Source organism: Bacillus sp. FSL R5-0443, from assembly GCF_038608285.1.
Taxonomy (GTDB): Bacteria; Bacillota; Bacilli; order Bacillales; family Bacillaceae; genus Bacillus; species Bacillus velezensis.
Genome location: NZ_CP152013.1, coordinates 4,048,393 through 4,069,892 on the forward strand (window position 1 = coordinate 4,048,393; position 21,500 = coordinate 4,069,892).

23 protein-coding genes and 1 pseudogene are annotated in these 21,500 nt (G+C 45.2%); 6 read left to right on the forward strand and 18 right to left on the reverse strand.

All coding sequences use genetic code 11. The features are described 5' to 3' along the window. Positions 1–9: 9 nt before the first annotated feature. The 7 genes from NYE28_RS20410 to NYE28_RS20440 all read right to left on the reverse strand — a co-directional run bounded on the left by NYE28_RS20410 (position 10) and on the right by NYE28_RS20440 (position 6,198). On the reverse strand, positions 10–1,311 hold the full coding sequence (locus NYE28_RS20410; RefSeq protein ID WP_025285525.1) for a pyrimidine-nucleoside phosphorylase: 1,302 nt from the start codon (positions 1,309–1,311) through the stop codon (positions 10–12). Positions 1,312–1,338: 27 nt separating this feature from the next. Continuing rightward, positions 1,339–2,520, reverse strand: coding sequence for a NupC/NupG family nucleoside CNT transporter (locus NYE28_RS20415; RefSeq protein ID WP_004393280.1), 1,182 nt, complete (start codon positions 2,518–2,520; stop codon positions 1,339–1,341). 92 nt (positions 2,521–2,612) lie between these two features. Continuing rightward, a complete protein-coding gene (gene deoC, locus NYE28_RS20420) occupies positions 2,613–3,281 on the reverse strand; it encodes a deoxyribose-phosphate aldolase (RefSeq protein WP_004393277.1) in 669 nt (222 codons plus the stop codon). 90 nt (positions 3,282–3,371) lie between these two features. Next, the gene (locus NYE28_RS20425; RefSeq protein WP_007614813.1) at positions 3,372–4,313 is read right to left on the reverse strand and encodes a sugar-binding transcriptional regulator; all 942 of its coding nucleotides are present in this window, start codon (positions 4,311–4,313) and stop codon (positions 3,372–3,374) included. Positions 4,314–4,383: 70 nt separating this feature from the next. Then, on the reverse strand, positions 4,384–5,196 hold the full coding sequence (gene yidA / locus NYE28_RS20430) for a sugar-phosphatase (protein WP_015240895.1): 813 nt from the start codon (positions 5,194–5,196) through the stop codon (positions 4,384–4,386). A 68-nt stretch (positions 5,197–5,264) separates the two neighbouring features. Continuing rightward, complete coding sequence (locus NYE28_RS20435; protein WP_337681115.1) at positions 5,265–5,789, reverse strand: hypothetical protein; 525 nt, start codon at positions 5,787–5,789, stop codon at positions 5,265–5,267. Further along, positions 5,779–6,198 (reverse strand): DUF3255 family protein, encoded by a 420-nt coding sequence (locus NYE28_RS20440; protein ID WP_025285528.1) that lies wholly within the window; start codon positions 6,196–6,198, stop codon positions 5,779–5,781. Before NYE28_RS20440 ends, NYE28_RS20435 begins: the two co-directional genes overlap by 11 nt. Positions 6,199–6,308: 110 nt before the next feature. Between NYE28_RS20440 and NYE28_RS20445 the strand changes: the two genes are divergently transcribed. Both NYE28_RS20445 and NYE28_RS20450 read left to right on the forward strand, forming a co-directional pair. Continuing rightward, the gene (locus NYE28_RS20445) at positions 6,309–6,695 is read left to right on the forward strand and encodes a hypothetical protein (RefSeq protein ID WP_032867907.1); all 387 of its coding nucleotides are present in this window, start codon (positions 6,309–6,311) and stop codon (positions 6,693–6,695) included. A 160-nt stretch (positions 6,696–6,855) separates the two neighbouring features. Beyond that, positions 6,856–7,218, forward strand: a complete 363-nt coding sequence (locus NYE28_RS20450) for a hypothetical protein (protein ID WP_007407823.1) — start codon at positions 6,856–6,858, stop codon at positions 7,216–7,218. A 50-nt stretch (positions 7,219–7,268) separates the two neighbouring features. On the opposite strand, the pseudogene NYE28_RS20455 reads toward NYE28_RS20450, so the two are convergent. After that, positions 7,269–7,654: pseudogene (locus NYE28_RS20455) on the reverse strand (hypothetical protein). 126 nt (positions 7,655–7,780) lie between these two features. On the opposite strand from NYE28_RS20455, the gene NYE28_RS20460 reads away from it, so the two are divergent. Then, positions 7,781–8,743, forward strand: coding sequence for an iron-hydroxamate ABC transporter substrate-binding protein (locus tag NYE28_RS20460; RefSeq protein ID WP_025285529.1), 963 nt, complete (start codon positions 7,781–7,783; stop codon positions 8,741–8,743). A 40-nt stretch (positions 8,744–8,783) separates the two neighbouring features. On the opposite strand, the gene NYE28_RS20465 is transcribed toward NYE28_RS20460, so the two are convergent. The 7 genes from NYE28_RS20465 to NYE28_RS20495 all read right to left on the reverse strand — a co-directional run bounded on the left by NYE28_RS20465 (position 8,784) and on the right by NYE28_RS20495 (position 15,876). Then, positions 8,784–9,131, reverse strand: a complete 348-nt coding sequence (locus NYE28_RS20465; RefSeq protein WP_012118831.1) for a YxeA family protein — start codon at positions 9,129–9,131, stop codon at positions 8,784–8,786. 13 nt (positions 9,132–9,144) lie between these two features. Further along, positions 9,145–11,013: an ABC transporter permease YxdM gene (gene yxdM / locus NYE28_RS20470; RefSeq protein WP_342490237.1), complete on the reverse strand. Its 1,869-nt coding sequence runs from the start codon at positions 11,011–11,013 to the stop codon at positions 9,145–9,147. Beyond that, on the reverse strand, positions 10,988–11,761 hold the full coding sequence (gene yxdL / locus NYE28_RS20475) for an ABC transporter ATP-binding protein YxdL (protein WP_015240899.1): 774 nt from the start codon (positions 11,759–11,761) through the stop codon (positions 10,988–10,990). The genes yxdM and yxdL overlap by 26 nt, the downstream gene beginning before the upstream one ends. Positions 11,762–11,904: 143 nt before the next feature. Next, entirely contained in the window at positions 11,905–12,882 is a 978-nt protein-coding gene (gene yxdK / locus NYE28_RS20480; protein ID WP_059367500.1) for a two-component system sensor histidine kinase YxdK, read from the reverse strand. After that, a complete protein-coding gene (gene yxdJ / locus NYE28_RS20485) occupies positions 12,879–13,568 on the reverse strand; it encodes a two-component system response regulator YxdJ (RefSeq protein WP_342490238.1) in 690 nt (229 codons plus the stop codon). Before yxdJ ends, yxdK begins: the two co-directional genes overlap by 4 nt. Positions 13,569–13,717: 149 nt before the next feature. After that, entirely contained in the window at positions 13,718–15,157 is a 1,440-nt protein-coding gene (locus tag NYE28_RS20490; RefSeq protein WP_059367496.1) for a HAMP domain-containing sensor histidine kinase, read from the reverse strand. Next, entirely contained in the window at positions 15,154–15,876 is a 723-nt protein-coding gene (locus tag NYE28_RS20495; protein ID WP_012118836.1) for a response regulator transcription factor, read from the reverse strand. The genes NYE28_RS20490 and NYE28_RS20495 overlap by 4 nt, the downstream gene beginning before the upstream one ends. A 242-nt stretch (positions 15,877–16,118) precedes the next feature. Here NYE28_RS20495 and NYE28_RS20500 point away from each other — a divergent pair, with 242 nt between their 5' ends. Genes NYE28_RS20500 through NYE28_RS20510 form a run of 3 tightly spaced genes read left to right on the forward strand, consistent with a single transcriptional unit; the run spans position 16,119 to position 18,536 of the window. Continuing rightward, positions 16,119–17,030, forward strand: coding sequence for an ABC transporter ATP-binding protein (locus tag NYE28_RS20500; RefSeq protein ID WP_012118837.1), 912 nt, complete (start codon positions 16,119–16,121; stop codon positions 17,028–17,030). Further along, on the forward strand, positions 17,027–17,785 hold the full coding sequence (locus NYE28_RS20505; RefSeq protein WP_012118838.1) for an ABC transporter permease: 759 nt from the start codon (positions 17,027–17,029) through the stop codon (positions 17,783–17,785). The genes NYE28_RS20500 and NYE28_RS20505 overlap by 4 nt, the downstream gene beginning before the upstream one ends. A gap of 16 nt (positions 17,786–17,801) precedes the next feature. Next, positions 17,802–18,536 (forward strand): ABC transporter permease, encoded by a 735-nt coding sequence (locus NYE28_RS20510; protein WP_012118839.1) that lies wholly within the window; start codon positions 17,802–17,804, stop codon positions 18,534–18,536. A 277-nt stretch (positions 18,537–18,813) separates the two neighbouring features. Here the strand turns inward: NYE28_RS20510 and fba are convergent, their stop codons facing one another. The 3 genes from fba to NYE28_RS20525 all read right to left on the reverse strand — a co-directional run bounded on the left by fba (position 18,814) and on the right by NYE28_RS20525 (position 21,489). Continuing rightward, positions 18,814–19,686 carry a class II fructose-1,6-bisphosphate aldolase gene (gene fba / locus NYE28_RS20515; protein WP_059367494.1) on the reverse strand — a complete coding sequence of 291 codons (873 nt, stop codon included), beginning with the start codon at positions 19,684–19,686 and terminating at the stop codon, positions 18,814–18,816. A gap of 2 nt (positions 19,687–19,688) precedes the next feature. Then, positions 19,689–20,531: a 2-keto-myo-inositol isomerase gene (gene iolI / locus NYE28_RS20520; protein ID WP_007407832.1), complete on the reverse strand. Its 843-nt coding sequence runs from the start codon at positions 20,529–20,531 to the stop codon at positions 19,689–19,691. Between the two features lie 88 nt (positions 20,532–20,619). Next, the gene (locus NYE28_RS20525; RefSeq protein ID WP_007407833.1) at positions 20,620–21,489 is read right to left on the reverse strand and encodes a sugar phosphate isomerase/epimerase; all 870 of its coding nucleotides are present in this window, start codon (positions 21,487–21,489) and stop codon (positions 20,620–20,622) included. Positions 21,490–21,500: the final 11 nt, after the last annotated feature.

The following is a 21,500-nucleotide window of genomic DNA, read 5'->3' on the forward strand; positions in this document are numbered from 1 at the left end:
TTTCTTCTCTTATTCCGTAATCAGCGTATGAATCAGTTTCGGCGCTTCCGCTTTTTCTGAGATGCGGATGTTGTCATAGACTTTGGCGGTCACGTCGTCAACGTTGTCGCGGTTGGCGTAAAGGGTGACGAGCGGCTCGCCTTTTTCGACGTTGTCACCGACTTTTTTGCGGAGCATAATGCCGACGGCAAGATCGATTTCGTCCTCTTTTGTCGCACGTCCCGCGCCCAACAGCATCGCTGCGACGCCGATTTCGTCAGCGACGATTTCTGAAACGACACCCGCTTCTTTTGCCGGAACGTCAATTTTGTACGCCGCCTGCGGAAGTTTGGACGGATCGTCAACGACAGAAGCGTCTCCTCCCTGATTGCTAAGGAACTCTTTGAACTTTTCAAGCGCTTTGCCGTTTTTCATGACTTCCTGAAGCTTTGTTCTCGCTTCTTCCAATGTCTCAGCTTTTTTCGCCAATACGACCATTTGGCTGCCGAGCGTGAGGACGAGTTCGTTTAAGTCTTCAGGCCCTTCCCCTCTTAATGTATCAATGGCTTCTTGTACTTCCAGGGCATTCCCGATCGCAAAACCGAGCGGCTGCGACATGTCAGAAATCACGGCCATCGTCTGGCGGCCGACGTTGTTTCCGATGCGGACCATTGCTTTGGCGAGGTTCACGGCGTCTTCATCCGTTTTCATAAACGCGCCGGCTCCCGTTTTGACGTCAAGCACGATGGCATCTGCTCCGGCGGCGATTTTTTTACTCATAATTGAGCTTGCGATCAGCGGGATGGAGTTCACCGTACCCGTTACATCACGCAGCGCATACAGCTTTTTATCGGCAGGCGTCAAATTGCCGCTTTGTCCGATGACGGCTACCTTGTCGCGGTTCACAAGCTTGATGAATTCATCTTTTGACAATTCTACGTGGAAGCCTTCGATCGCTTCCAGCTTATCAATGGTTCCCCCCGTATGGCCAAGACCGCGGCCGGACATTTTAGCGACGGGAACGCCGAGCGCCGCGACGAGCGGTGCGAGTACGAGAGTTGTCGTGTCGCCGACCCCGCCCGTAGAGTGCTTGTCGACCTTAATGCCTTCAATGGCGGAGAGATCAATCGTTTCCCCTGAATTCACCATCGCCATTGTCAGATCGGCGCGCTCCTGATCTGTCATATCCTGAAAGTAAATCGCCATAGCCAGCGCGCTTGCCTGATAATCAGGGATGCTTCCGTCCGTGTATCCTTTTACGAAAAATTGAATTTCTTCGGTTGTCAGTTCTTTTCCATTTTGTTTTTTTACAATAAGATCTACCATTCTCATGATCTATCACCTGTCCTTCATTTATGTTCAGTGAATCAATCCGACGATCGCCGCTGTCAGGAAGCTGACGAGCGTTGCGCCGTACAGCAGCTTCAACCCGAACCGCGCGACGACGTTTCCTTGTTTTTCATGCAGCCCTTTCACCGCACCGGTAATGATTCCGATAGAGGAGAAATTCGCGAATGAGACAAGGAATACAGATACCACTGCCTGTGTATGCGCACTGAAATGGAAATCACCGGACGAGAGCGTCTGCATCGCCACAAATTCATTCGATACCATTTTCGTCGCCATAATGCTTCCGGCGCTCACCGCTTCATTCCACGGAATACCGGTTAAAAACGCAAACGGCGCGAATACATATCCGAGCAGCGCCTGGAATGTAATGCCGAAGACCGCATTAAAAACGCCGTTGACCAGAGCAATGAGTGCGACAAATCCGATCAGCATCGCCGCTACGACGACGGCGACTCTGAATCCATCCATTATATACTCACCGAGCACTTCAAAAAAGGATTGCTTTTCTTCTTCAGGAACGACGATCAAATCCTCTTCTTTGCTGACAGTGTACGGGTTGATGATAGAAGCGATGATAAATCCGCCGAATAAGTTCAGCACAAGCGCCGTCACGACGTATTCAGGCTTCAGCATCATCATGTAAGAACCGACGATCGACATTGAGACCGTCGACATTGCGGACGCGCAAAGCGTATATAAGCGCTGTTCAGTAAGATAACCGAGCTGTTTTTTCAAACTGATAAAGACTTCTGATTGCCCTAAAATCGCGGATGCGACAGCGTTGTAAGATTCGATTTTCCCCATTCCGTTCACCTTGCTTAACGCAAGACCGATATACTTCGTGATGAAGGGGAGGACCTTCCAATGCTGCAGAATTCCGATTAAAGCGGATATAAAGACGATCGGCAGAAGCACGCTCATGAAGAACGTCGTCTGTTTCGCATTCACAAGCCCGCCGAATACAAAGTTAATCCCTTCTGAGGCATATTCCAGCAAGTAGTTAAATCCTTTTGCAAAACCGCCGACAAGAAAATTCCCGATACCGGTGTTGAGGAGAATATAACCGAGAATCAGCTGCAGCACGAGCATGACGGCGATCGGCCGGATTCTGATTCTTTTTTTGCCGTTGCTGGCAAGCCAGGCAAGACCTAAAAACACAATGATTCCGATAATTCCGATGAGATACTTCATATGTGTTCTCCTTTTATTTGTATTCGCTTACAATTTTTTATGCATCAACAAAGAAAGAGGATGGCGGAAGCTTTCGGCTTCCGCACTGCTGATTAATAGTCGCTGCTGCCGCTGTCTCCGCCGCTCACGATAGAGACGCCCGCACTTGCGCCGATCCGGCTCGCGCCCGCAGCGATCATGCTGTCAACATCAGCTTTTGTTCTGATGCCGCCTGATGCTTTGACCCCGATGTCCGGTCCGACTGTTTTTCTCATGAGAGCGATATCTTCAGCCGTTGCCCCGCCTGTAGAAAAACCGGTAGACGTTTTGACGAAATCTGCGCCTGCGGATACCGCCAAGCGGCACGCGCGCTCTTTTTCTTCATCTGTTAAAAGGCATGTTTCGATGATCACTTTGACGAGCGCTTTTTTATCAGCTGCTTCAACTACCGCGCGGATATCAGCTTCAACCGCTTCATCATCGCCGTCTTTTAATGCGCCGATATTGATGACCATGTCAACCTCAGTTGCCCCTTTTGAGATGGCATCCTTCGTTTCAAATGCTTTTGTTTCCGATGTCGTTGCGCCGAGAGGAAATCCGATAACGGTGCAAACGTCAACTCCCGTGCCTTTCAGTTCCTCCGCTGCGAGTTTGACCCAAGTCGGGTTTACACAAACGGAAGCGAATTTATATTCTTTTGCTTCTTTTATCAGTTGTAAAATATCCGCTTTTTGTGTATGCGGTTTCAAAGCAGTATGGTCTATTTGACTTGCAATTGACATTGTATGCACTTCCTTTTTCCTAGGATACGTTTAGAATAACCGAATTTTGAACATATGTAAATTGGTAATTGAAATTATGTTCAAGAATTGTCACAATTCTTGAATGAGTTTTTTGGCCGTATGCTGATCGGTAATCAAAACGTTGGCGTACTTTCCTTTCAGGGCACCGTGAATGGCCTTGCATTTTCTGCTGCCGCCCGCCACCAGAATCGAACGCTCTTTCATTTTCAAGTCGCTGAGCTCGACTCCGATCGTCCTGCCGTTAATGCTGCTGCTGCAAATCCTGCCTTCCTCGTCAAAAAAGCGCGAACAAATATCGCCGACTCCGTGTGCTTTCAGCAATTGTTTCTCTTCTTCCCGGAAATAGCCGAGTCTGAAAAGCAGCGCCTCATCCCGGACGGTTCCGACCGTAAACAGGGCGATATTGGCTTGTCTGCCCATTTCAATGATCCGCTTAATATGTCTGTCCCGCTCGACCATCTGTTTCACATCGGCGCTGTCAAATATAACCGGCAGCGGCAAATACCTCGGCATCGTCTGAAATGCTTCGGCGAACAGCTGAATCGTTTCTGACGAGTACGTATTGACATTGGAATGACTGATGCCGCCTTTCAGCTGCACGACTTCAACGCTCTTTACCTGCTTCGGCTCCATGCGGCTTGCGATCTGGTACATCGTCGTCCCCCAGCTTACGCCGAGTATATCGCCGTCCTTTACGGTTTTATGCATATAGTCTGCGCCATAGCGGCTTAAGTAATGTGTAATGGCCTGGTAATCGTCGCTTGGAGAAAAGACGACGTGCGCCTCAAGCAGCCCGTATTTTTCTTCCAGCTTCGCGCCGAGTTCGTCAAGGTCCTCAAACGGGTCCATGACGCGAATTTGAACATACCCTTTTTCCTTTGCGTACTGAAGCAGCCTTGAAACGGTGGGGCGTGACAGATCAAGCCGTTCGGCGATCTGCTGCTGGCTGTAATCTGATTGATAATATAGTTTTGCCGCTTCTATGCTGAGCTGCTGTTTTTCACGATCCATGTCGCGCCTCCCCTCTCCGCTTATCATATCACCAAAACACGCGGTAAAAAAGCACCCTCTGATGGGGTGCCTATTTTTTCAGCACAAGCTCCTGAATCGCATGCGCCACGCCGTGTTCGTTATTTGATTTCGTTTCAAAATCAGCAATCTCCCTTACTTCCGGGATGGCATTGGCCATTGCCACACCGCAGCCGGCCCACTGAATCATGGACATGTCGTTGCCGTTATCGCCGATTGCCATGACGTCTTTCTGTTCAATGCCGAGTTTTTCGGCCAGCAGCTTGACTGCGTTTCCTTTACTGACTTTCGGGTGAAGAATCTCATGGAAGAATGGCGCGCTTTTGACCATTGTGTATGTTTCCTTGAATGATTCCGGAATGGAAGCGATCGCTTTCTCCAGCTTGTCCGGATCGTCAATGAACATGACTTTCGGAATCAGAATATCCTTCGGCACTTCATCGATCGTGCGGAAATGAAGCGGCACTTTCGTAATGTATGATTCGTATACCGTGTATTCACTGATATCCCGGTTCGGCGTGTACAGATTGGCTGTGTCAAAGTAATGCATCGGAGTATCCAGCTGTAAGCTCAGCTCGTAAAGCGACTTCAAATCCTCATAACCTAATGACTGCTCGGCCACGACACCGTTTGTATACGTATTTTGGACGAGTGCGCCGTTATAGGCAATCACAAAGTCGCCTTCTTCCTGTAAGTTCAGCTCTTCCAAATACCGACGCACGCCGCCGATCGGCCGGCCCGTGCACAGGACGATATTGACCCCTTCCGCTTTGGCGGCATCAAGCGCCCCGCGGACTTCAGCCGTCACTTCATGATGATCGTTTAGTAGTGTTCCGTCCATATCTATTGCGATTAACTTGTACATCCTGCATCTCCTTTGTATCCTTTTCTTCTTATTCTTTCATCATATCGTTTTTTCGTTTCAATGAAAAATCAAACGGACAAGTTTCTCCGCCTTCTCTTCGTATACCGGGCCTGCCTCCGGATGCGGGGCCGTCTTTTCCCCTTGTCAGCTTGTTCGCCGCCGTCATCTGTTTTCTGCTTCAAGAGCATCAGCCCCGCCGCAAAGAAAGGGATGGCCGCTATGTCCAGAAGGGCAAGCTTTATTCCCATCGCTGCGGGAAAGTATGCCCATAATGAACGGCTGTTCCGCCTGATCATGATATAAGAAACGATTTCCAGCAGGATAAACAGAGCGTTCACCCACATGTAAATGAGCAGCGCCGCAAACAGAAACAGCAGGAGCGTATTCCGCAGCGTGCCGGAAAACAGAAGAGCGCGCATCATATCAAAGAATGAAAAAGACTGCATGCTTCCGTTTACGACATTGGGATTGTAAATGGTAAAACGCCCGAACTGATCAAAAAGCATAAAAAATAACCATAACAGTGAAAACCATTGAATGATATGTACGATGACACCCGTCAAAACGAGTCTGTCGGCAGCCTTATTTCTCATGTGCATCCTCCCCGCCGGTTTTTATTCTTGTCATTGTCTTTGTTTCTCCGTATATCTTCCAAATGAGCGTATCGTTTTTTCCTCTTTTCAACGTGCTTTTGACGGGGTGCGGATGTCCGAGGTATTCAATCTCGATCGTCCCGTCCGTGTTTTGTGAGATCACCTTGTACACATCTGAGGGCATGGCAACCTCGCCGCGGCCTTGAATGACCTGCTTTGTCAGCACGCTGTCTTTCGTAAACGTGACGGTTTCAGATCTGACCCCGTCCATCGGGCCCGGTTTCAGCCCCGCATCCCATGTCCCGTAATAAAAAGGGGGTTCGTCTGCTTTCTTTTGCGAGCAGCCTGTTATCATGACGCATCCGAAAACAAGAACCGTCATGATGAAAATCCGTATGTTCCGCAACATGATCACCTTCCTTTGAAGCTTTTTTACGCCTGTAACTTAGGCGGATGCCGTGGCACTGTGCAATTGACTACATAGTGTATAAAGACTTCACTAGATAAGGAGAATGATGAATGAACCCATATCAGTACTACACCCCGCCTGCCTATTTCCCTCAGCAGCAGGAATACGAAGTGAACCACGTTGAGTATGAGCCGTATCAGCAGCAGGAAAGCTATTATTATGCGCCCCCTCAGTCCGAAGAGCGGCAGCCGACAGGTTTAGAACGGAGAGTCGCCCAGCTTGAAAGACAAAACGCCGAGCAAACGAGAGAGCTCACCCGCCTCTCACAAGAAGACCAGCGCCAAAACCGGGAAATCACGCGTATGAATGAGCAGATCAGACGGCTGAGCCAGTCCATTGAAATCCATACCCGCCGCTTAAACCGTTTGAATCAGCGCCTGCGCGCAGTCGAAAACAGACTCAATATTCCTTTTCACGCTACAGAAGGCGGCTTCTGAGAAAAAGGGCCGGAATACAAAGCTCGACAGGCCATCCCGAGCCTTGTATTCCGCTCTGTACATAACAGGTAAATATTTGAATCCTTTTCTTGCATGAATGCCTCTCCTATTCTTTCACATGATAAATGTGTAAAATCAATCACTCCAGGAGGTCTTCATGATGTATCAAAACCAATACAGCGGAAATCAGCTGCAGCAATGCCGCCAAACAGCACAGCAGCTTATTCAGCAGACACAGCAAAGCAGTCAGCAGTACAAGCAAATGCTCCAGCAGGAACAGCAAAACATTCAAATGCTTCAGCAGATGCTTAACCATGAACAGCATGCCGTTCATACCATTCAGCAAGCGCTGCAGGGGCATGAAGCGGCCATTCAAAAATGCCAGCAAATCGTGAATGTGTGCAATCAGCTTCAGCAGGAAGTAAGCGGACACATGCCTGCACCGATGGCAAACGCTAATGTTTCTTCATTCCCGCAAACACAGCATCACACACCGTTTCAGCAGCATTCATACCAGCAATAGGCCGGTCATGCAAATGACAAAGCGCGAGATACCGGCTTTGTCATTTGTTTTTATCTCTGTTTTGTCAGATCAATGCGATGAGCGGCTTTTCCGCCGAATTTTGCTTCCGCCTCATGCCTTACCGCTTCATACGCTCTTGCTTCGACGTTTTGTTTAAACACATCAAGCTGTATCAAATAAGCCGCCCGCACTTTCAGCCCGTGAATGATGGAGATGACCCATAAAGGCAGCACGATATACACGCCCGGCGTGCTCGGCAGCACAATTGCTAAAATAATAAAATAATAAGTCCGTATTTCAGCCATTTTTTGTTCTTAGCCCGGTAGCCGATATAGAAAAAGGCCAAGAAAGCGGTCAGCGCAAACGGCGCAAAAGTCAGCAGCAGCCACCAGCTGTGCAGCACTTCCCACCAAGTCCCTCTTTTCGTAATCAACATTCATTCCTCCTTTACTACTATAACATGGATAATCAAGGAAGGTTTTCTATAAAAAACATAGACGGAATGACGTCTTCCTGCTATATTAATAATGATAATCATTATCACTGAAATAGGGGGATCATTATGAAGAAACAATCATGGCTGATCGGCCTGGCACTTCTGCTTGTTTTCGCATTAAGCGCTTGCAGCGGCGCGAAGGAAAACAACGGATCGGCATCAGGCAAAGGAAAGACAGACATGCGTACATATGAATCAACAAAAGGAAATATTGACATACCCGCACATCCGAAACGGATCGTCACTGACTTTTATGCAGGTGAGCTGCTGTCCGTTGACGCAAATGTCGTCGGGGCGGGCTCATGGGCTTTCAAAAATCCGTTTATCAAAAAACAGCTGAAAAACACCACGGACATCGGCAATCCCGTCAATGTGGAGAAAGTGATGCAGCTGAAGCCTGATTTAATCGTGCTGATGAAGGATGACCAATACGAGAAACTATCGAAAATCGCACCGACGATTGTCATTCCTTTTAACACCGCAAAGAATACGAAAGATACGGTCAGCCTATTCGGCGACATTGCCGGGGCGAAGGATAAAGCCAAAAGCTTTATGGCAGACTTCAACAAAAAAGCCGAAGCGAATCAAAAGCGCCTCAAAAACGTGATCGGCAAAGACGAGACAGTCGGCCTTTATGAAACGACGGATAAAGGCGAAATCTGGATTTTCAATGACAATTCCGGCCGCGGCGGCCAAGCCGTTTATAACGCGCTCGGATTGAAAGCGCCGGCCAAAATTGAAAAAGACATCATGAAAACGGGCGCCATGAAACAGGTTTCCCAAGAGGTCATCCCTCAATATGCGGCTGATTATATGTTCATTACCGATTACAATCCGAATGGAGAAAGCAAAACATTTGAGCGTCTGAAAGATTCATCCGTTTGGAAAAATCTCGATGCCGTAAAAAACAATCGTGTCTTTATCAACGATTTCAACACCTTCTATCCTTATGACCCGATTGCCGTCAGCAAACAGATGGATATCATCACCGACATGCTGATCAAACGGGCTGAAGAAAATAAAAAATAAAAAAAACGGCACAGTCATGACACTGTGCCGTTTTTCCTGTTCACTTTAATTTTGACTGTACGGAGCCCGGCATATCTTCAAACCTGACTTCTTCCCAGGTCTCGACATACTTTCCTTTCGCCTTCACCTTCAAATACGCGTTCTTCCGAAGGTCTTTCGCGGCGTAAAAGGTCACTTCTTCTTTTTTCCCGGATGCGTTGTATCCGTCTAATGTATACTCAGTACCGCCCGGGCTAAGATGTTTGCCATCTCGATCAATCTGCACATAGACATCTTGCTGGTGAATAAACGGATTAAATCTGTCTGTAACATCGTTATGAAAAAAGAGAAGTCCGTATATGACGGCAGCGGCCGCCAAGACGGCCAGGATTGCCAATGCTTTTTTCATCTTTGCACTCCCCTTACTTGTTCATTTTTTTCAAATAGCTTGACCGCACTGTGAGGAAGAACAGAAGCTGAAAAATGAAAAACCCTCCGATGGTCAGACTGAGCGGCCCCGCTACATCGGAATAGCCTTCCACGGCCAATGTTCTCAAGGCAAACAGGGTATGCATGACGGCAATGACGAAAGGAAAGAAAAAGAGAATCGCCAATTGTATCGTCACGCTTTGTGCCATTTCACGCTCACTCAGACCGATTTTGGCCAATGAACGGTAGCGCTCCCGGTCCTCATCTAAATCAGTGAACAGCCTGAAATATAAGAAACTTGCTGCCGCGACAAAGAATACAATTGCGATAAACAGGCCGATAAATAAACTCAGGCTCGGCAGCTGCACCGTATCATAGTACGTCCCGGCTTTTGCCATAAAATCAGAATGCACGTCGATATAGTTGCCGTAAATCTCATTTTTCAAGGATTGGCTGATCCCAAGACTGTCTTTCCAATGATCATAGCTGTAGCCGTATAATGACGCTTTTTCACCGAGTGATTTAAGCTGATCAAAGGTTTGATCGTTCACCGCAATGACGGCATTTAATGAAATCAGCGGTTTTTCGACTTCTTTTACCGTCAGTTTTTGGTCAGACGGCTTGCCTTTTTGGTTCAGCAGCTTCAGCTGATCCGGCGCTTCGTTTTTGAAATTGCGGTCATACGTGCCCGGGAAATAGACAGCCTCATCATGTTTCAGGCCGTTCAGCTTGACATGGAAGTATGTTGACACATCCGATTTGCTGATCATGTAAACAGGGGGAACAGTTTCTCCTTCCTGATAGCGGACATAGGAAACATTTATTTTGTCTTTCTTATACGTAAAGCCGTGTGTTTTCAGTTCATGGTCAATTTTTTTCAAATGAGTCTGTTCTTTTGGGTTGCCGCTGTAAGATAAATACTCCATCTCATAAGCGGACTCTTCCGCCCCGACGGTCGATTTGTACATCGCGAGCACGCCCGTCGCCGTAAACGCTACCGCGGAAATAATGCTGACGATAAAGAACAGGCGGGCGTTGTCTTTTAATCGATAGACAAGGTCAGAAACCCAAATGACATTTTTCCCGCGCAGATAAAAGGTTTTCCACTTCTTCAGCGCGCGCAGAATCCAGATGCTGCTTTGGCTGAAAAAGAAATACGTGCCGATGACGGTAAGCAGTAAAATGATAAACGGTTGAGTCCCGTGGACATTGCCTTTTAAAACCATGCCGTACCCGCCGCACAGGCAGGCGATGCCGAATATAGACAGAAGCACGGACGGCTTCGGCTCCGGCTTGATCTTGTCAGTGCCCTTTATTAATTTGATCACCGTATTTGATCTGACAAAAAGGATCGTGAACTGCGATAAAAGGAAAAATAAGAGCAGAAATCCGCCGGCCGTAATGCCGAGCGCTTTCCAAGGCATGTACAGAGGCAGCGCGTCCATTTCTAAAATATAAGCGCCGACCGTAAAGAACGTTTTCGAAAAAATGAAGCCTCCGATAATCCCGGCTGCAATTGACATGACGCCGATGATCATGTTTTCCGCCGTAATGAGCTTTCTCAGCTGCCCCGGCGTAATGCCCTGCATCAGCAGGATGCCGAATTCTTTATTTCTCGATTTCAAAAATGCGTTAACCGAATACAGAACAAATAAGAAAGAAAAAACAAAGATCATCCATTCCGCGGCGGTTAAGCCTTTTCTGGCGATGTTATTCAGGTAGCCTTCCTTTAGTGCCGGATGAAACAGGAACATCGCAAAGGTAAAGAAAATCAAAACGGAAAAAGCGCTGCTTAAAAAGAAAGCAAGATAGGCCCTTTTGTTTCTCGTGACGTTTTTATAAGCGAACTGAAGAAAGGTCATTTGCGTTTCCCCCCAGCATAGACAGCACATCAAGAATCTGCTCATAAAAGACTTGGCGGTTTTCCCCGCGGTAAATCTCATTAAACAGTTCGCCGTCTTTTATAAAGATGACGCGGCGGCAGTAGCTTGCCGCAACCGGATCATGGGTCACCATCAAAGCCGTGACATGATCATCCTGGTTCAGGCTCTGCATCGTTTCCATGACGTCTTTTGACGCTTTGGAATCAAGGTTTCCCGTCGGTTCATCGGCCAGAATGAGTGACGGCTTATGAATGACCGCTCTTGCGATGGCGGCCCGCTGGCGCTGTCCGCCGGATACTTCAAACGTCCGTTTGTTGAGCAGGTCTTCGATTCCGAGCTTTGCCGCGATGCCGTGCAGTTTTTCTTCCATGACAGACGGCGCTTCTTTTTCAAGCGTTAACGGCAGCATGATATTTTCACCGATCGTCAGTGTGTCCAGAAGGTTGAAATCCTGAAACACAAATCCGAGCTGCTTGCGGCGGAAATGAGCGAGCTTTGTCCGCTTCAGCCGGTGCGGGTTTTCTCCATGAATCAGGATATCGCCTGAATCCGGCCGGTCGATCGTTGAAATGATATTCAAAAGCGTTGTTTTTCCTGAGCCGGACGGTCCCATCACCGCCGTGAACCCGCCTTCTTCTATTGAAAACGAAATTTGTTTTAAAGCTTGATAGGACACTTGTCCTTTATAGGTTTTATTTATATGTTTGACTTCAAGCATATTCGCCATGAAAATCCTCCTTATGGTTTTATTCTTGTTGGTCTGGGCTGCTTTCATGTAGTGCCGGGGCATTTAACATAAAAATCCCCTTGACATAAATCCATGTTATCAAGGGGAAACAAAACGAGCTATGTTGTTTTCTTAACGCAGCCTTACATTTTTGTAAGAAATGAAAATCGGACCGATGTCCCTTCACCGGGGGACGAGCTGATGTCCACCGTATGATTGAGCTTGCCCGTAATTTCTTTGACGAGATGGAGGCCGATTCCCGTAGATTCTTGGAAACGCCGTCCGTTTTCGCCGGTGTAATAAGGGTCAAACACCCGCTTGATATCTTGCGAGGGTATGCCGACACCGTAATCTTTGACTTCAAGCACCGTCCTGTCTTCATCGCGGAAGACATTCAGCTCCAGTCTGTCACTCTTGCCTGCCGAATACTTGACCGCATTTGTGACCACTTGGCCGATCGCAAATTTGAGCCATTTCGCATCGGTGTAAATCTGATGATCATCGCGAATATCCATTTTCGGATAGACCCGGTATTGAATAAAAAATCGTTTATAGCTTTGAATGACCGATTGGAGAAGCTCTGATAAGGAAACCGCTTCGACTTTAAAATCCCGCTCAAACAGGTCGAGCCTTGAAGAATAAAGAAGCGTCTCCAGCCCGAATTCAATCTGCCGAACCTCTTTTTTGATTTGTTCAAAGACGGGCTCATCCTCTTCCTGAATGATTAAATTAATGACCGACAGCGGCGTTTTTACTTGATGCACCCATTGGTTCATATACGTCACCCGCGCGTCAAGCTTGGCTTCGGTCTCATGGAGCTTCTGGTGCTGCATCCGGATCAGCTCCATCTGCTTTTCATACAGCTCTGAACAAAACACTGAAGAACCGAGATACGGGATGTCCGTCCCTTCCTGCTCCCAGCTGAGCCAATGATACACACCGCGGTCTTTGTACCAGCGATAGGCAAGATATCCCGCCAAAATAAGAAGCTGCACGCCCAATATGTAAAACAGGTGGGAAAAAGAATGAAGACCCGCAAACCAGTAATAAAAGAAGACAAACAGCCCTTGAAGGAGAAAAAGCAGAATCAGCACGGCATGAGACCGGAGAAACAGCTTCATGACAGCCCCCTCAGCTGGTAGCCTTCGCCCCGCACCGATTCAATGGAAACAGGCGCATTGAGCTCCCGCAGTTTTTTTCTGAGCCGCGTGATATACACGTTAAGTGTATTATCATCGACGAAAATGTCGGTGTCCCACGTCTTTTCCATGAGCCGGTCTCTTCCCGTCACCTTTTCTCCCCGCTCCAGCAGCACTTCCAAAAGCTTGCTTTCTTTTTTAGAAAGCAAGCTTTTTTCGTCCTGAAAGCCCAGTTCAAACCGTTCCACAAAGAGCTGCACACCGGCATATTCAACCACTTTCTCTCCCTGCTTGGCGGCGTACTCTCCGTATGCCCTGCGGATCTGGCTTTTGATTTTCGCCAGCACAATATCATAAGAAAACGGTTTTTCGATATAATCATCTCCGCCGTTTTCAATCGCCATCACTTGATCCATTTCCCCGCTTCTGGCTGAGATGAAAATGATCGGGCTTGTAGAATGCTGGCGGATCTGGCGGCACCAATAATAGCCGTCATAAGACGGCAGATTGATATCAAGCAGCACCACATCAGGCTTTTCCCGCAAAAAAACATCAAGAACAGCCGTGAAATCCGCGGCGGCCACGGTTTGATATCCGTATTTTTCAAGGTAATTCTGCAATAGTCCGCGAATGTCTTCACTATCTTCCACAATCATGATTTTATTCATGCAACCATCCTCCAAAAGGATACGGCTTTTCGGAGCCCTCATTATTTGATGCCCCCATCATAATGCTTTCATCGGTTCTCTGCAACATGAGAAAGCGGGCCTTTATAAAAGACCCGCTTCTCCCTTTCTCAATGTAAGATCGATTATTTCTAATTGACATTGTTATACTTAGATGGCGGACTCGGAAAGGTAATTTTAAATCTTGTGCCAATTCCCGGCTGACTATATATATCAATATTTCCCCCATGCGCCTTGATAATTTGTTGAGCAATAGCCATTCCTAATCCAGTCCCTGAGTTATTTAACGAAGCGCTTGTCCCTCTGAAATACCGATCAAATAAACATTCAACCGTCTCTTCGTCCATTCCTATCCCATCGTCTTCTATTATAATTTGTATTTCATTGTCATGTACCACGTCCTGATATAATATGACCTTTATTTTAGTGCCCGGAGGATTATGTTTAATACAATTAGCAATCAAGTTTTCAACTGCGCGCTTTAGGTACCTTTCATCCATATTAAAAAGTATCTTATTGTGACTGGATTCTATAGCGAATCTCTTATTTTCTGACTCCGGTAGCAACTTCATTTTTTCTAAAGTGTCATGAATTACTTTCACTACGTTTTTTTCTTCAAGATGGATTGGAAGCGACTCATTTTTCAATTGAAAAGTTAAGTTGAAATCTTCAATCAGCTTTTCCATATATTCGACACGTTCTTCCATTATTAAGGAAAAATCACGCACTTGCTGATTTTCCCACTCATATTCATTTGAAGATAAAAGAACCGTATATCCCTTAATAACCGAAAGAGGGGTTTTTAAATCATGTGAGACACCGGCCATCCACTCTTCTCTTGTTTTTTCCAACAACTCTCTCTCAGCCTTATTCCTTTGAAGCGTTGAGGTAAGTTCAGACAGAGCTTGCATTAATTCTTGATAGGTCTTATATCCAGATTTATTATGTCTATATTTGCTTGAATGAAACTTCCAATCATAAGGTTCTTCATATTTTTCTTTAGACAAATTCTCAATCCAAGATACAATAAACAGCAGGGGAGCACCTAGTTTTTTTCCGTAAAATATTGCAATTACAATCCCTGCCATAATAATAGAAACTATCCACAAGTTATTCACCCAATAGAAAAAAGGGTTATTTTTTTCCATCGGTTTTCCCCATACCCATGTTAAATCCTGATTGTTTTTCGTTTCATACCACGTAGATAATTGATAACCTTTTTTGGCAGGATACATGTAATCTGATATTAACTCTCCAAGAATATAATGCTTAGGTATATTTTTAGGTTTATTAAAAGAAAAAACCTCATCTCCTTGTTCATCTAAAATTTGAATCCACATTCGGTTCTCTAATAAATCTTCTTTTGCTTTCGTATTTATTGAAAATTGTTTATCTGCAACAACTGTTTGGTCAACAATTTTTTTTAAGGATAAGTGCGGCGTTTCCATTTTATTCTGACCTAAGACGAGGCTGAAAAATATGATACTGCCCACAATGAGCAGACCCCAAATAAACATGAGTAAAAAAAGTCTCGATACGAAGTAAAATGCTATCCTATTTCTCAGCTTCAAAATAAATCCTCATCTATAGGCTCTGCTTCAAATATATAGCCCTGTCCTCGAACCGTTTTAATCCATCTTGGTCTGCTCGGGTCTTCCTCTAATTTTTCACGTAATCGTCTTACATGTACCATTACAGTACTATCTCCGCCATAAAACTCCCCCCACACATCTTTATAAATTTGGTGTTTACTTAAAATTTGATTGGGATGTTCACAGAAATAAATCAGAAGTTTCATTTCCTGAGCAGGGCAATCGATTCTTGTCCCGTTAACAACAAGTCTGCCGGTATTGGGATCTATTTTAAAATATTCATAATCGTATACCTGTTTTAGAGGGTAAGAAGAAGAGAGTTGAGTCATTCTCTTTAATTGGGCTTTTACACGAGCTACAATTTCTAGTGGATTAAATGGTTTAGTAATATAGTCATCCCCCCCAAAACTAAACCCTTGCAATTTATCTAAATCTGTTGTTTTTGCCGTTAAGAAGAGTATCGGCACATTTGTATGGGAGCGTATTTTGCTGCATAAGGTGAAGCCATCAGTGTCCGGAAGCATGACATCTAATAAAATAATATTTGGAAGTTCCTGATCGATTTTCAGAAGGGTTTCGCTCCCTGTCATAGCTGTGGAAATATTGCTGAAACCTTCCTTTTCAAAGCAAGTTATTAATAAGTTTAAGATATGTTCGTCATCATCCACCATGAGGATTTTGTTCTCTTCTAACGTCATAAGTTACCCTCCTTTTTATTTCTTATTTTATATGAGATCAATGACATAAAGGTCAGAAAAGGAAAGAATTTAACTTTCGTTAAGGGTTCAGAATATTCTTTTAAATTTTCGACCTTGATATTCAGGTATCAATATAACTACATACAGAAAATAAACCAGGGATGTCGTTAAGTGAATGTTTAGGAAGAGTTTCGTTTGTGTTTAAAGAACATCGCTTATGATAAAAGTGAGGTGAGAGACAAATGAATGATCAAATAGTGGTAACACACGATCTAACTAAAAAGTATAAAAAGCATACTTCAGTTGATGGATTAAACTTAAGGATTAGGCGCGGCGAAATTTATGGTTTTCTTGGACCGAATGGTGCTGGTAAAACAACAACCATCCGAATGTTATTAGGTTTAATTAAACCAACAAAAGGAAACATCGAAATCTTTGGCCAAAACCTAAACAAGAATCGTTTGCAGATATTGCAAAGAATCGGGTCACTGGTAGAATCTCCAACTTATTATGGTAATTTAACAGCTTACGAAAACTTAGAAGCTGTTAGGAGGTTACGAGGACTTCCGGAACAACGAGTCAATGAAGTATTGGAAACTGTAAGGTTATCTAAAGTAGCAAATCGACTGACTAAGGAGTATTCCCTTGGAATGAAACAACGTTTGGGAATTGCAGTTGCCCTGTTAAGCAGTCCTGATTTATTAATTCTGGATGAACCGACAAACGGTTTAGATCCATCCGGTATCCAAGAAATAAGAGAGCTAATTAAAGAATTGCCTAAATCGGGAATGAGTGTTATTGTATCCAGCCACTTATTGAGTGAAATAGATCAAATGGCTACTCAGGTGGGGATTATTAACAATGGAAGGATGATTTTCCAGGACTCGATTGCAAGTTTACATCAAAAACGAAAACCACTATTAAAAGTCGGTGTTAGTGACGTAATCGAAGCAAAAACAATACTAAACAGGAAAGGATTAAAGGTTGATTTACAAAAAAATTATTTGTGGCTGTCTCAAACAGAACCGGAATTTGTTTCAGAAATCAATTCCATACTTCTTCATTCAGGGCTGTCTGTATTTCGACTTGAAGAAAAGACACGATCGCTTGAGGATATTTTTTTAGAATTAACTGGTACAGAGGGAAGTCTATGAAAAAGTTATTATGGGCAGATCAATTAAAACTGAAACGTTCGTCGTTATTGATTGTAGTCTTATTGGTTCCCTTACTCATTATAGCATATGAGTTGGTAAATCTTACTTATCGATCTGAATACGTGGAAAAACAAGCTGAAATGTTCCATGCTGGATCAATGTGGATGTATTTACTGTATGATAACAGTTTGTTATTTGGTCTGGGTTTTCCATTAGCCGCAACACTTTCTGCGTCAATAATAGCAAATATAGAACATCAAGCAAACGGATGGAAGCAAACCCTTTCTTTTCCCGTATCTAGAATGCGAATTTATGTAAGTAAATTTATTTGCTTAGTAGTCAGTTTATTTATTTCGTCAACAATCTTCTTGCTCGGCATGGTACTGCTAGGCAAACTGGTAGGATTCGAAGGTAGTGTACCTTGGGGACTTTTGTTTGGAGATAGTTACAGCATGTTAGTTACAGTACTGCCTATAATGGCATTCCAGATATGGTTATCTATGGTGTTTAGCAACCAAGCATTCTCAATTCTTGTAGGATCAATATCATCTATAATGGGTTTGTTTTTGGCAGCTGCTCAATCAACGAGATGGTTTCCGCTGGCTTATCCTAGTCAATCTTCGACAGTCATTCTGCAGTATGAAGGTATAGGATATAACCCAGATCTTTCATCTTACCTTTGCATTAGCCTTTTCTTAGGGATAATTATATTATTTCTAGGCTCTATTCATTTTGCTAAACGGGATGCTTTGTAAAAAGGAGGCGAAATACTTGAAAAACATTTTATTTGTAGAACGTTTAAAGCTTAAGCGATCAAAGTTATGGATCATCTATTTATTAGGGCCTTTGTTAGGTGTATCCCTGGCATACACGAACTTTATTAAAAACTATAACCTTTTTATGAATCCTGGAGACAATCCCTGGGTAGAGGCTTGGACACAAGTTGCCTTATTTATGGGCCCTTTTGTATTGCCTATCGTAGTGGGAATTTTCGCCGCCCTTGTTTGCAGGGGGGAACATGTAGGAGGCGGTTGGAAACAGCTTCTAGCCTTACCAGTCAAACACTCAGATATCTTTCTGGGAAAGTTTCTAACAGTGGTCCGCATGATATTCATTAGTATGTTCATTTTAATCCTCTTATTTATTGGATTCGGTTATATGTTAGGCATAAGCGGGAGTCTTCCTTTACTTACAATTCTAGGTTATGGAATTAGAGGGATCTTAGCTTGTTTACCATTAATTTTATTGCAGCTTATTGTTTCAATCAGGTCTAAAACATTTGGCATACCACTCGCTGTTAGCATTGTTTTTACATTACCGGCCATTATTATTGCCAGTACACCATTAGGTCAAGTATATCCATGGACACAGCCTATGTTAGCAATGTCACCCGAAGATGAATCACCGATTCAATCAAACTTCCTATTTTACTCAATTATGGTAATAACATGTCTCGGTCTCCTGGTTTACGGAATAAGAAATTTTACTAAACGCGACCTTACGTAGGGTATATGCGGTACTTATGAGAATTCGAGACAAGGTAATAATGAAATCACTGCGAAAGACAAAGATACATGACTTATGGATTATTTTAAGAAAAGGATAATAACGAATTCTAGTTTTCATAACTATAGTAAACGAGGGGGGCAAGCTGTAACAAATCGCTTGGATTGAAAGAGCCTGTAAAGATGAACAGGTTGATTTGATTGTGATACTTTGGTGAAACGCGAGAAGGACATAAACGGAAAGACGAAAGCACTCACGATGTTGTGAGTGCTTTTCATCAGCCGACCTGCTGTTTTACGGCTTTACCGGCTGATCCGAACTCTCTCATTTTGCTTCGCACCGTCTCTTCCACGGCTTCAATGCCGGGTGTCATGTAGCCGCGCGGTTCGTACAGATCTCCGTTTTCCTGAAACATGCGGCGTGTTTCGTCTGTCCAGGCGACCATGCATTCCGTGTTGATATTGATTTTCGCGTGGCCGAGCGTGATGGCTCTTTTGATCTGATCCTGCGGAATCCCGGATGCTCCGTGAAGAACGAGAGGAATATCAGTCATGCGGGAGATAGCCTCCATTTCTTTAAATCCGAGATTCGGTTCACCTTGATATTTGCCGTGGACGGAGCCGAGGGCGGCGGCCAGCGCGTCGATATTGGTTTCTTTGACGATCCGCTCACATTCGGCGACATCGGCATAGCGGACCCCGCCGACCAGCCCGTCTTCCATGCCGCCGACCGTGCCGACTTCCGCTTCTACTGAGACGCCGTGCTGAGCGGCATAATCGGCGACTTCTTTTGTCATCGCGATGTTCTCATCAATCGGATGATGGGAGCCGTCAATCATCACTGAGCTGAATCCGGCGTCAATGGCCTGTCTGCAGCGTTCCGCACTGCTTCCGTGATCAAGATGGAGCACGACGGGAACGGTAATCGCCATTTCTTCCATTAACGCGCCGACCATGGCGGAAATCGTTTTAAAGCCGCCTAAATAGTCGACCAGACGATCGGAAGCCGCGGCGATGACCGGCGATTGCTCCTTTTGCGCCGCCTGCAGAATCGCCTTCGTCCATTGGAGGCCGTTGATATTAAATTGGCCGACTGCATAATGCTCCCGTTTCGCTTCTGCAAGAAGATGTTTCATGGTGACAAAAGCCATGTTCACGCCTCCTTCATGAAGTATTTTGATACGACGGCTTCCGTTGTTTCCTTTGCCGTTTTGATCGTTTCCTCCGCAGTCAGCTTATAATATTCAGGTCTGAACAGCTCTACGGAGACAACATCATTGAATCCGATTTCTTTTAACGCTGACAGATGGGCGTCTAAGTCAATCGCACCCTGTCCAGGCCAGACGCGGTCTTCATCCGTTAAAAAGCCGATCGGAAAGTCTTCTGTATCGTCGATATGATAGATGAAAATTTTCTTTCCGTCCGCCTGCTTCAAACTCTCAATATTGGAGCCCATCGCGTGGAAATGGAAGCTGTCAAACACCAGTCCGACATTATCGCGGCCGACAGCGTTCACGATGTCATACGCCTGTTCAAATGTATTGACCGTACATTGCGGGTGGCCGACAAATTCAAGGGCAATGTTTACGCCGTACGGCTCCGCGATGTCCGAAAGCTCAGTCAGCACCTCTATGCTGCTCTTTTTGATCTCTTCTTTCAAGATTTTCCGCTCTGTCACAAGCGGCACGGCCACCACATATTTCACGCCGAGCGTCCTGCAGGTTTCCATCATGCTTTTGAATTCCGAAATGATCTCCCTATAGCCCTTCTCATCACGGTTGTTGAAGAAAACCAGTGCGTTCAGGGCAAGCGGTTTAATGTGATGGGTTCGAAAATATTCCGCCAGATCGGCCAGTGAATGGTCTTTTAAGTATTCCGGCAGCTTATCCATTGTGCGGATTTCAATATAATCATAGCCGTGCTTTTCGCACAGTTCTAAATCCTGTTTCAGGTTTGAATTCTCCAGCGTAGTCGCTTCATTAAAGCAAAGTTTCATGTCAGCCTCTCCCATCTAACGTTTTCGATATGAAGGGAGTCCGGCAGGAGGGCTTGTTTGCCCCGCTCCGCCGAACTCCGTACTCAGCTTATGCCATGCCTAATTCTTCCTTTAATTTCTTAAGCGTGGTCCGGCTTGATTCATCCGCTCTTTCGCCGACCCAAGCAAAAACGGCGTTCGTCGCAATTCCGTCGAATTTCATCTCTCTCATCTTTCTGAAAATCGTCTCAAAATCAACCTCGCCTTGCCCGATGTCCAAATGCTGGTGAACCGTTACTTTCGCGTCAGGCGGGTTGACGATGTAGCGCAGGCCATGCGCCGCTTTATGATTAAAAGTATCTGCAAATAAAACATGTGTGAGGCGGTCGCCGGCTTCATCAAACATGGTCGCAATATCGCCTTTTCCGTCATCATAGAAGAACGTATGCGCAGTCGAGTAGACAAGATTGATCCAATCCTTGTCAAGCGCGCGGATCATATCCATCGCACCTTTGTGCGTTTCGATAAAATCGTATGGGTGAGCCTGCAGATTGAGTTTAACGCCTTCTTTTTCAAAGACGGGCAGCAGTTCATCCATGGATTTGATAAATTTTTCTTCACTTGTCAACGGATCATATTTTGAACCGCTGAATTCACTGTTCATCAAATCCACTTCAAGTTCAACCGCAATTTCGATCGCCCGTTTCCAGTTGCGCACGGCGGCCTGACGGCGGTCTTCATCAGGACCCGCCCAGTGGTAAAGCGGAAGAAGAGAAGACAGCTTCACACCTGTATCTTTTAAAAGGCGCTTCAATTGTTTGATTTTTGCTGAATCGACTTTCGGATATTTATAGAAAGGACAAAAATCCTCGCGCGGAGACAGTTCGATATATTCGTATCCGAGTTCCGCCGTTTTATAGACCATTTCTTCTAACGTTAAATCATCGCGGTACATGGATGGATCTAAGGCCAGTTTCATTTCTTTCACTC

Excerpts from the sequence above, each read along its gene's own strand:
- NYE28_RS20410 (WP_025285525.1), bottom strand. The coding sequence starts at position 1,311 with ATGAGAATGGTAGATCTTATTGTAAAAAAACAAAATGGAAAAGAACTG.
- NYE28_RS20415 (WP_004393280.1), bottom strand. The coding sequence starts at position 2,520 with ATGAAGTATCTCATCGGAATTATCGGAATCATTGTGTTTTTAGGTCTT.
- deoC (WP_004393277.1), bottom strand. The coding sequence starts at position 3,281 with ATGTCAATTGCAAGTCAAATAGACCATACTGCTTTGAAACCGCATACA.
- NYE28_RS20425 (WP_007614813.1), bottom strand. The coding sequence starts at position 4,313 with ATGGATCGTGAAAAACAGCAGCTCAGCATAGAAGCGGCAAAACTATAT.
- yidA (WP_015240895.1), bottom strand. The coding sequence starts at position 5,196 with ATGTACAAGTTAATCGCAATAGATATGGACGGAACACTACTAAACGAT.
- NYE28_RS20435 (WP_337681115.1), bottom strand. The coding sequence starts at position 5,789 with ATGAGAAATAAGGCTGCCGACAGACTCGTTTTGACGGGTGTCATCGTA.
- NYE28_RS20440 (WP_025285528.1), bottom strand. The coding sequence starts at position 6,198 with ATGTTGCGGAACATACGGATTTTCATCATGACGGTTCTTGTTTTCGGA.
- NYE28_RS20445 (WP_032867907.1), top strand. The coding sequence starts at position 6,309 with ATGAACCCATATCAGTACTACACCCCGCCTGCCTATTTCCCTCAGCAG.
- NYE28_RS20450 (WP_007407823.1), top strand. The coding sequence starts at position 6,856 with ATGTATCAAAACCAATACAGCGGAAATCAGCTGCAGCAATGCCGCCAA.
- NYE28_RS20460 (WP_025285529.1), top strand. The coding sequence starts at position 7,781 with ATGAAGAAACAATCATGGCTGATCGGCCTGGCACTTCTGCTTGTTTTC.
- NYE28_RS20465 (WP_012118831.1), bottom strand. The coding sequence starts at position 9,131 with ATGAAAAAAGCATTGGCAATCCTGGCCGTCTTGGCGGCCGCTGCCGTC.
- yxdM (WP_342490237.1), bottom strand. The coding sequence starts at position 11,013 with ATGACCTTTCTTCAGTTCGCTTATAAAAACGTCACGAGAAACAAAAGG.
- yxdL (WP_015240899.1), bottom strand. The coding sequence starts at position 11,761 with ATGGCGAATATGCTTGAAGTCAAACATATAAATAAAACCTATAAAGGA.
- yxdK (WP_059367500.1), bottom strand. The coding sequence starts at position 12,882 with ATGAAGCTGTTTCTCCGGTCTCATGCCGTGCTGATTCTGCTTTTTCTC.
- yxdJ (WP_342490238.1), bottom strand. The coding sequence starts at position 13,568 with ATGAATAAAATCATGATTGTGGAAGATAGTGAAGACATTCGCGGACTA.
- NYE28_RS20495 (WP_012118836.1), bottom strand. The coding sequence starts at position 15,876 with ATGACGTTAGAAGAGAACAAAATCCTCATGGTGGATGATGACGAACAT.
- NYE28_RS20500 (WP_012118837.1), top strand. The coding sequence starts at position 16,119 with ATGAATGATCAAATAGTGGTAACACACGATCTAACTAAAAAGTATAAA.
- NYE28_RS20505 (WP_012118838.1), top strand. The coding sequence starts at position 17,027 with ATGAAAAAGTTATTATGGGCAGATCAATTAAAACTGAAACGTTCGTCG.
- fba (WP_059367494.1), bottom strand. The coding sequence starts at position 19,686 with ATGGCTTTTGTCACCATGAAACATCTTCTTGCAGAAGCGAAACGGGAG.
- iolI (WP_007407832.1), bottom strand. The coding sequence starts at position 20,531 with ATGAAACTTTGCTTTAATGAAGCGACTACGCTGGAGAATTCAAACCTG.
- NYE28_RS20525 (WP_007407833.1), bottom strand. The coding sequence starts at position 21,489 with ATGAAACTGGCCTTAGATCCATCCATGTACCGCGATGATTTAACGTTA.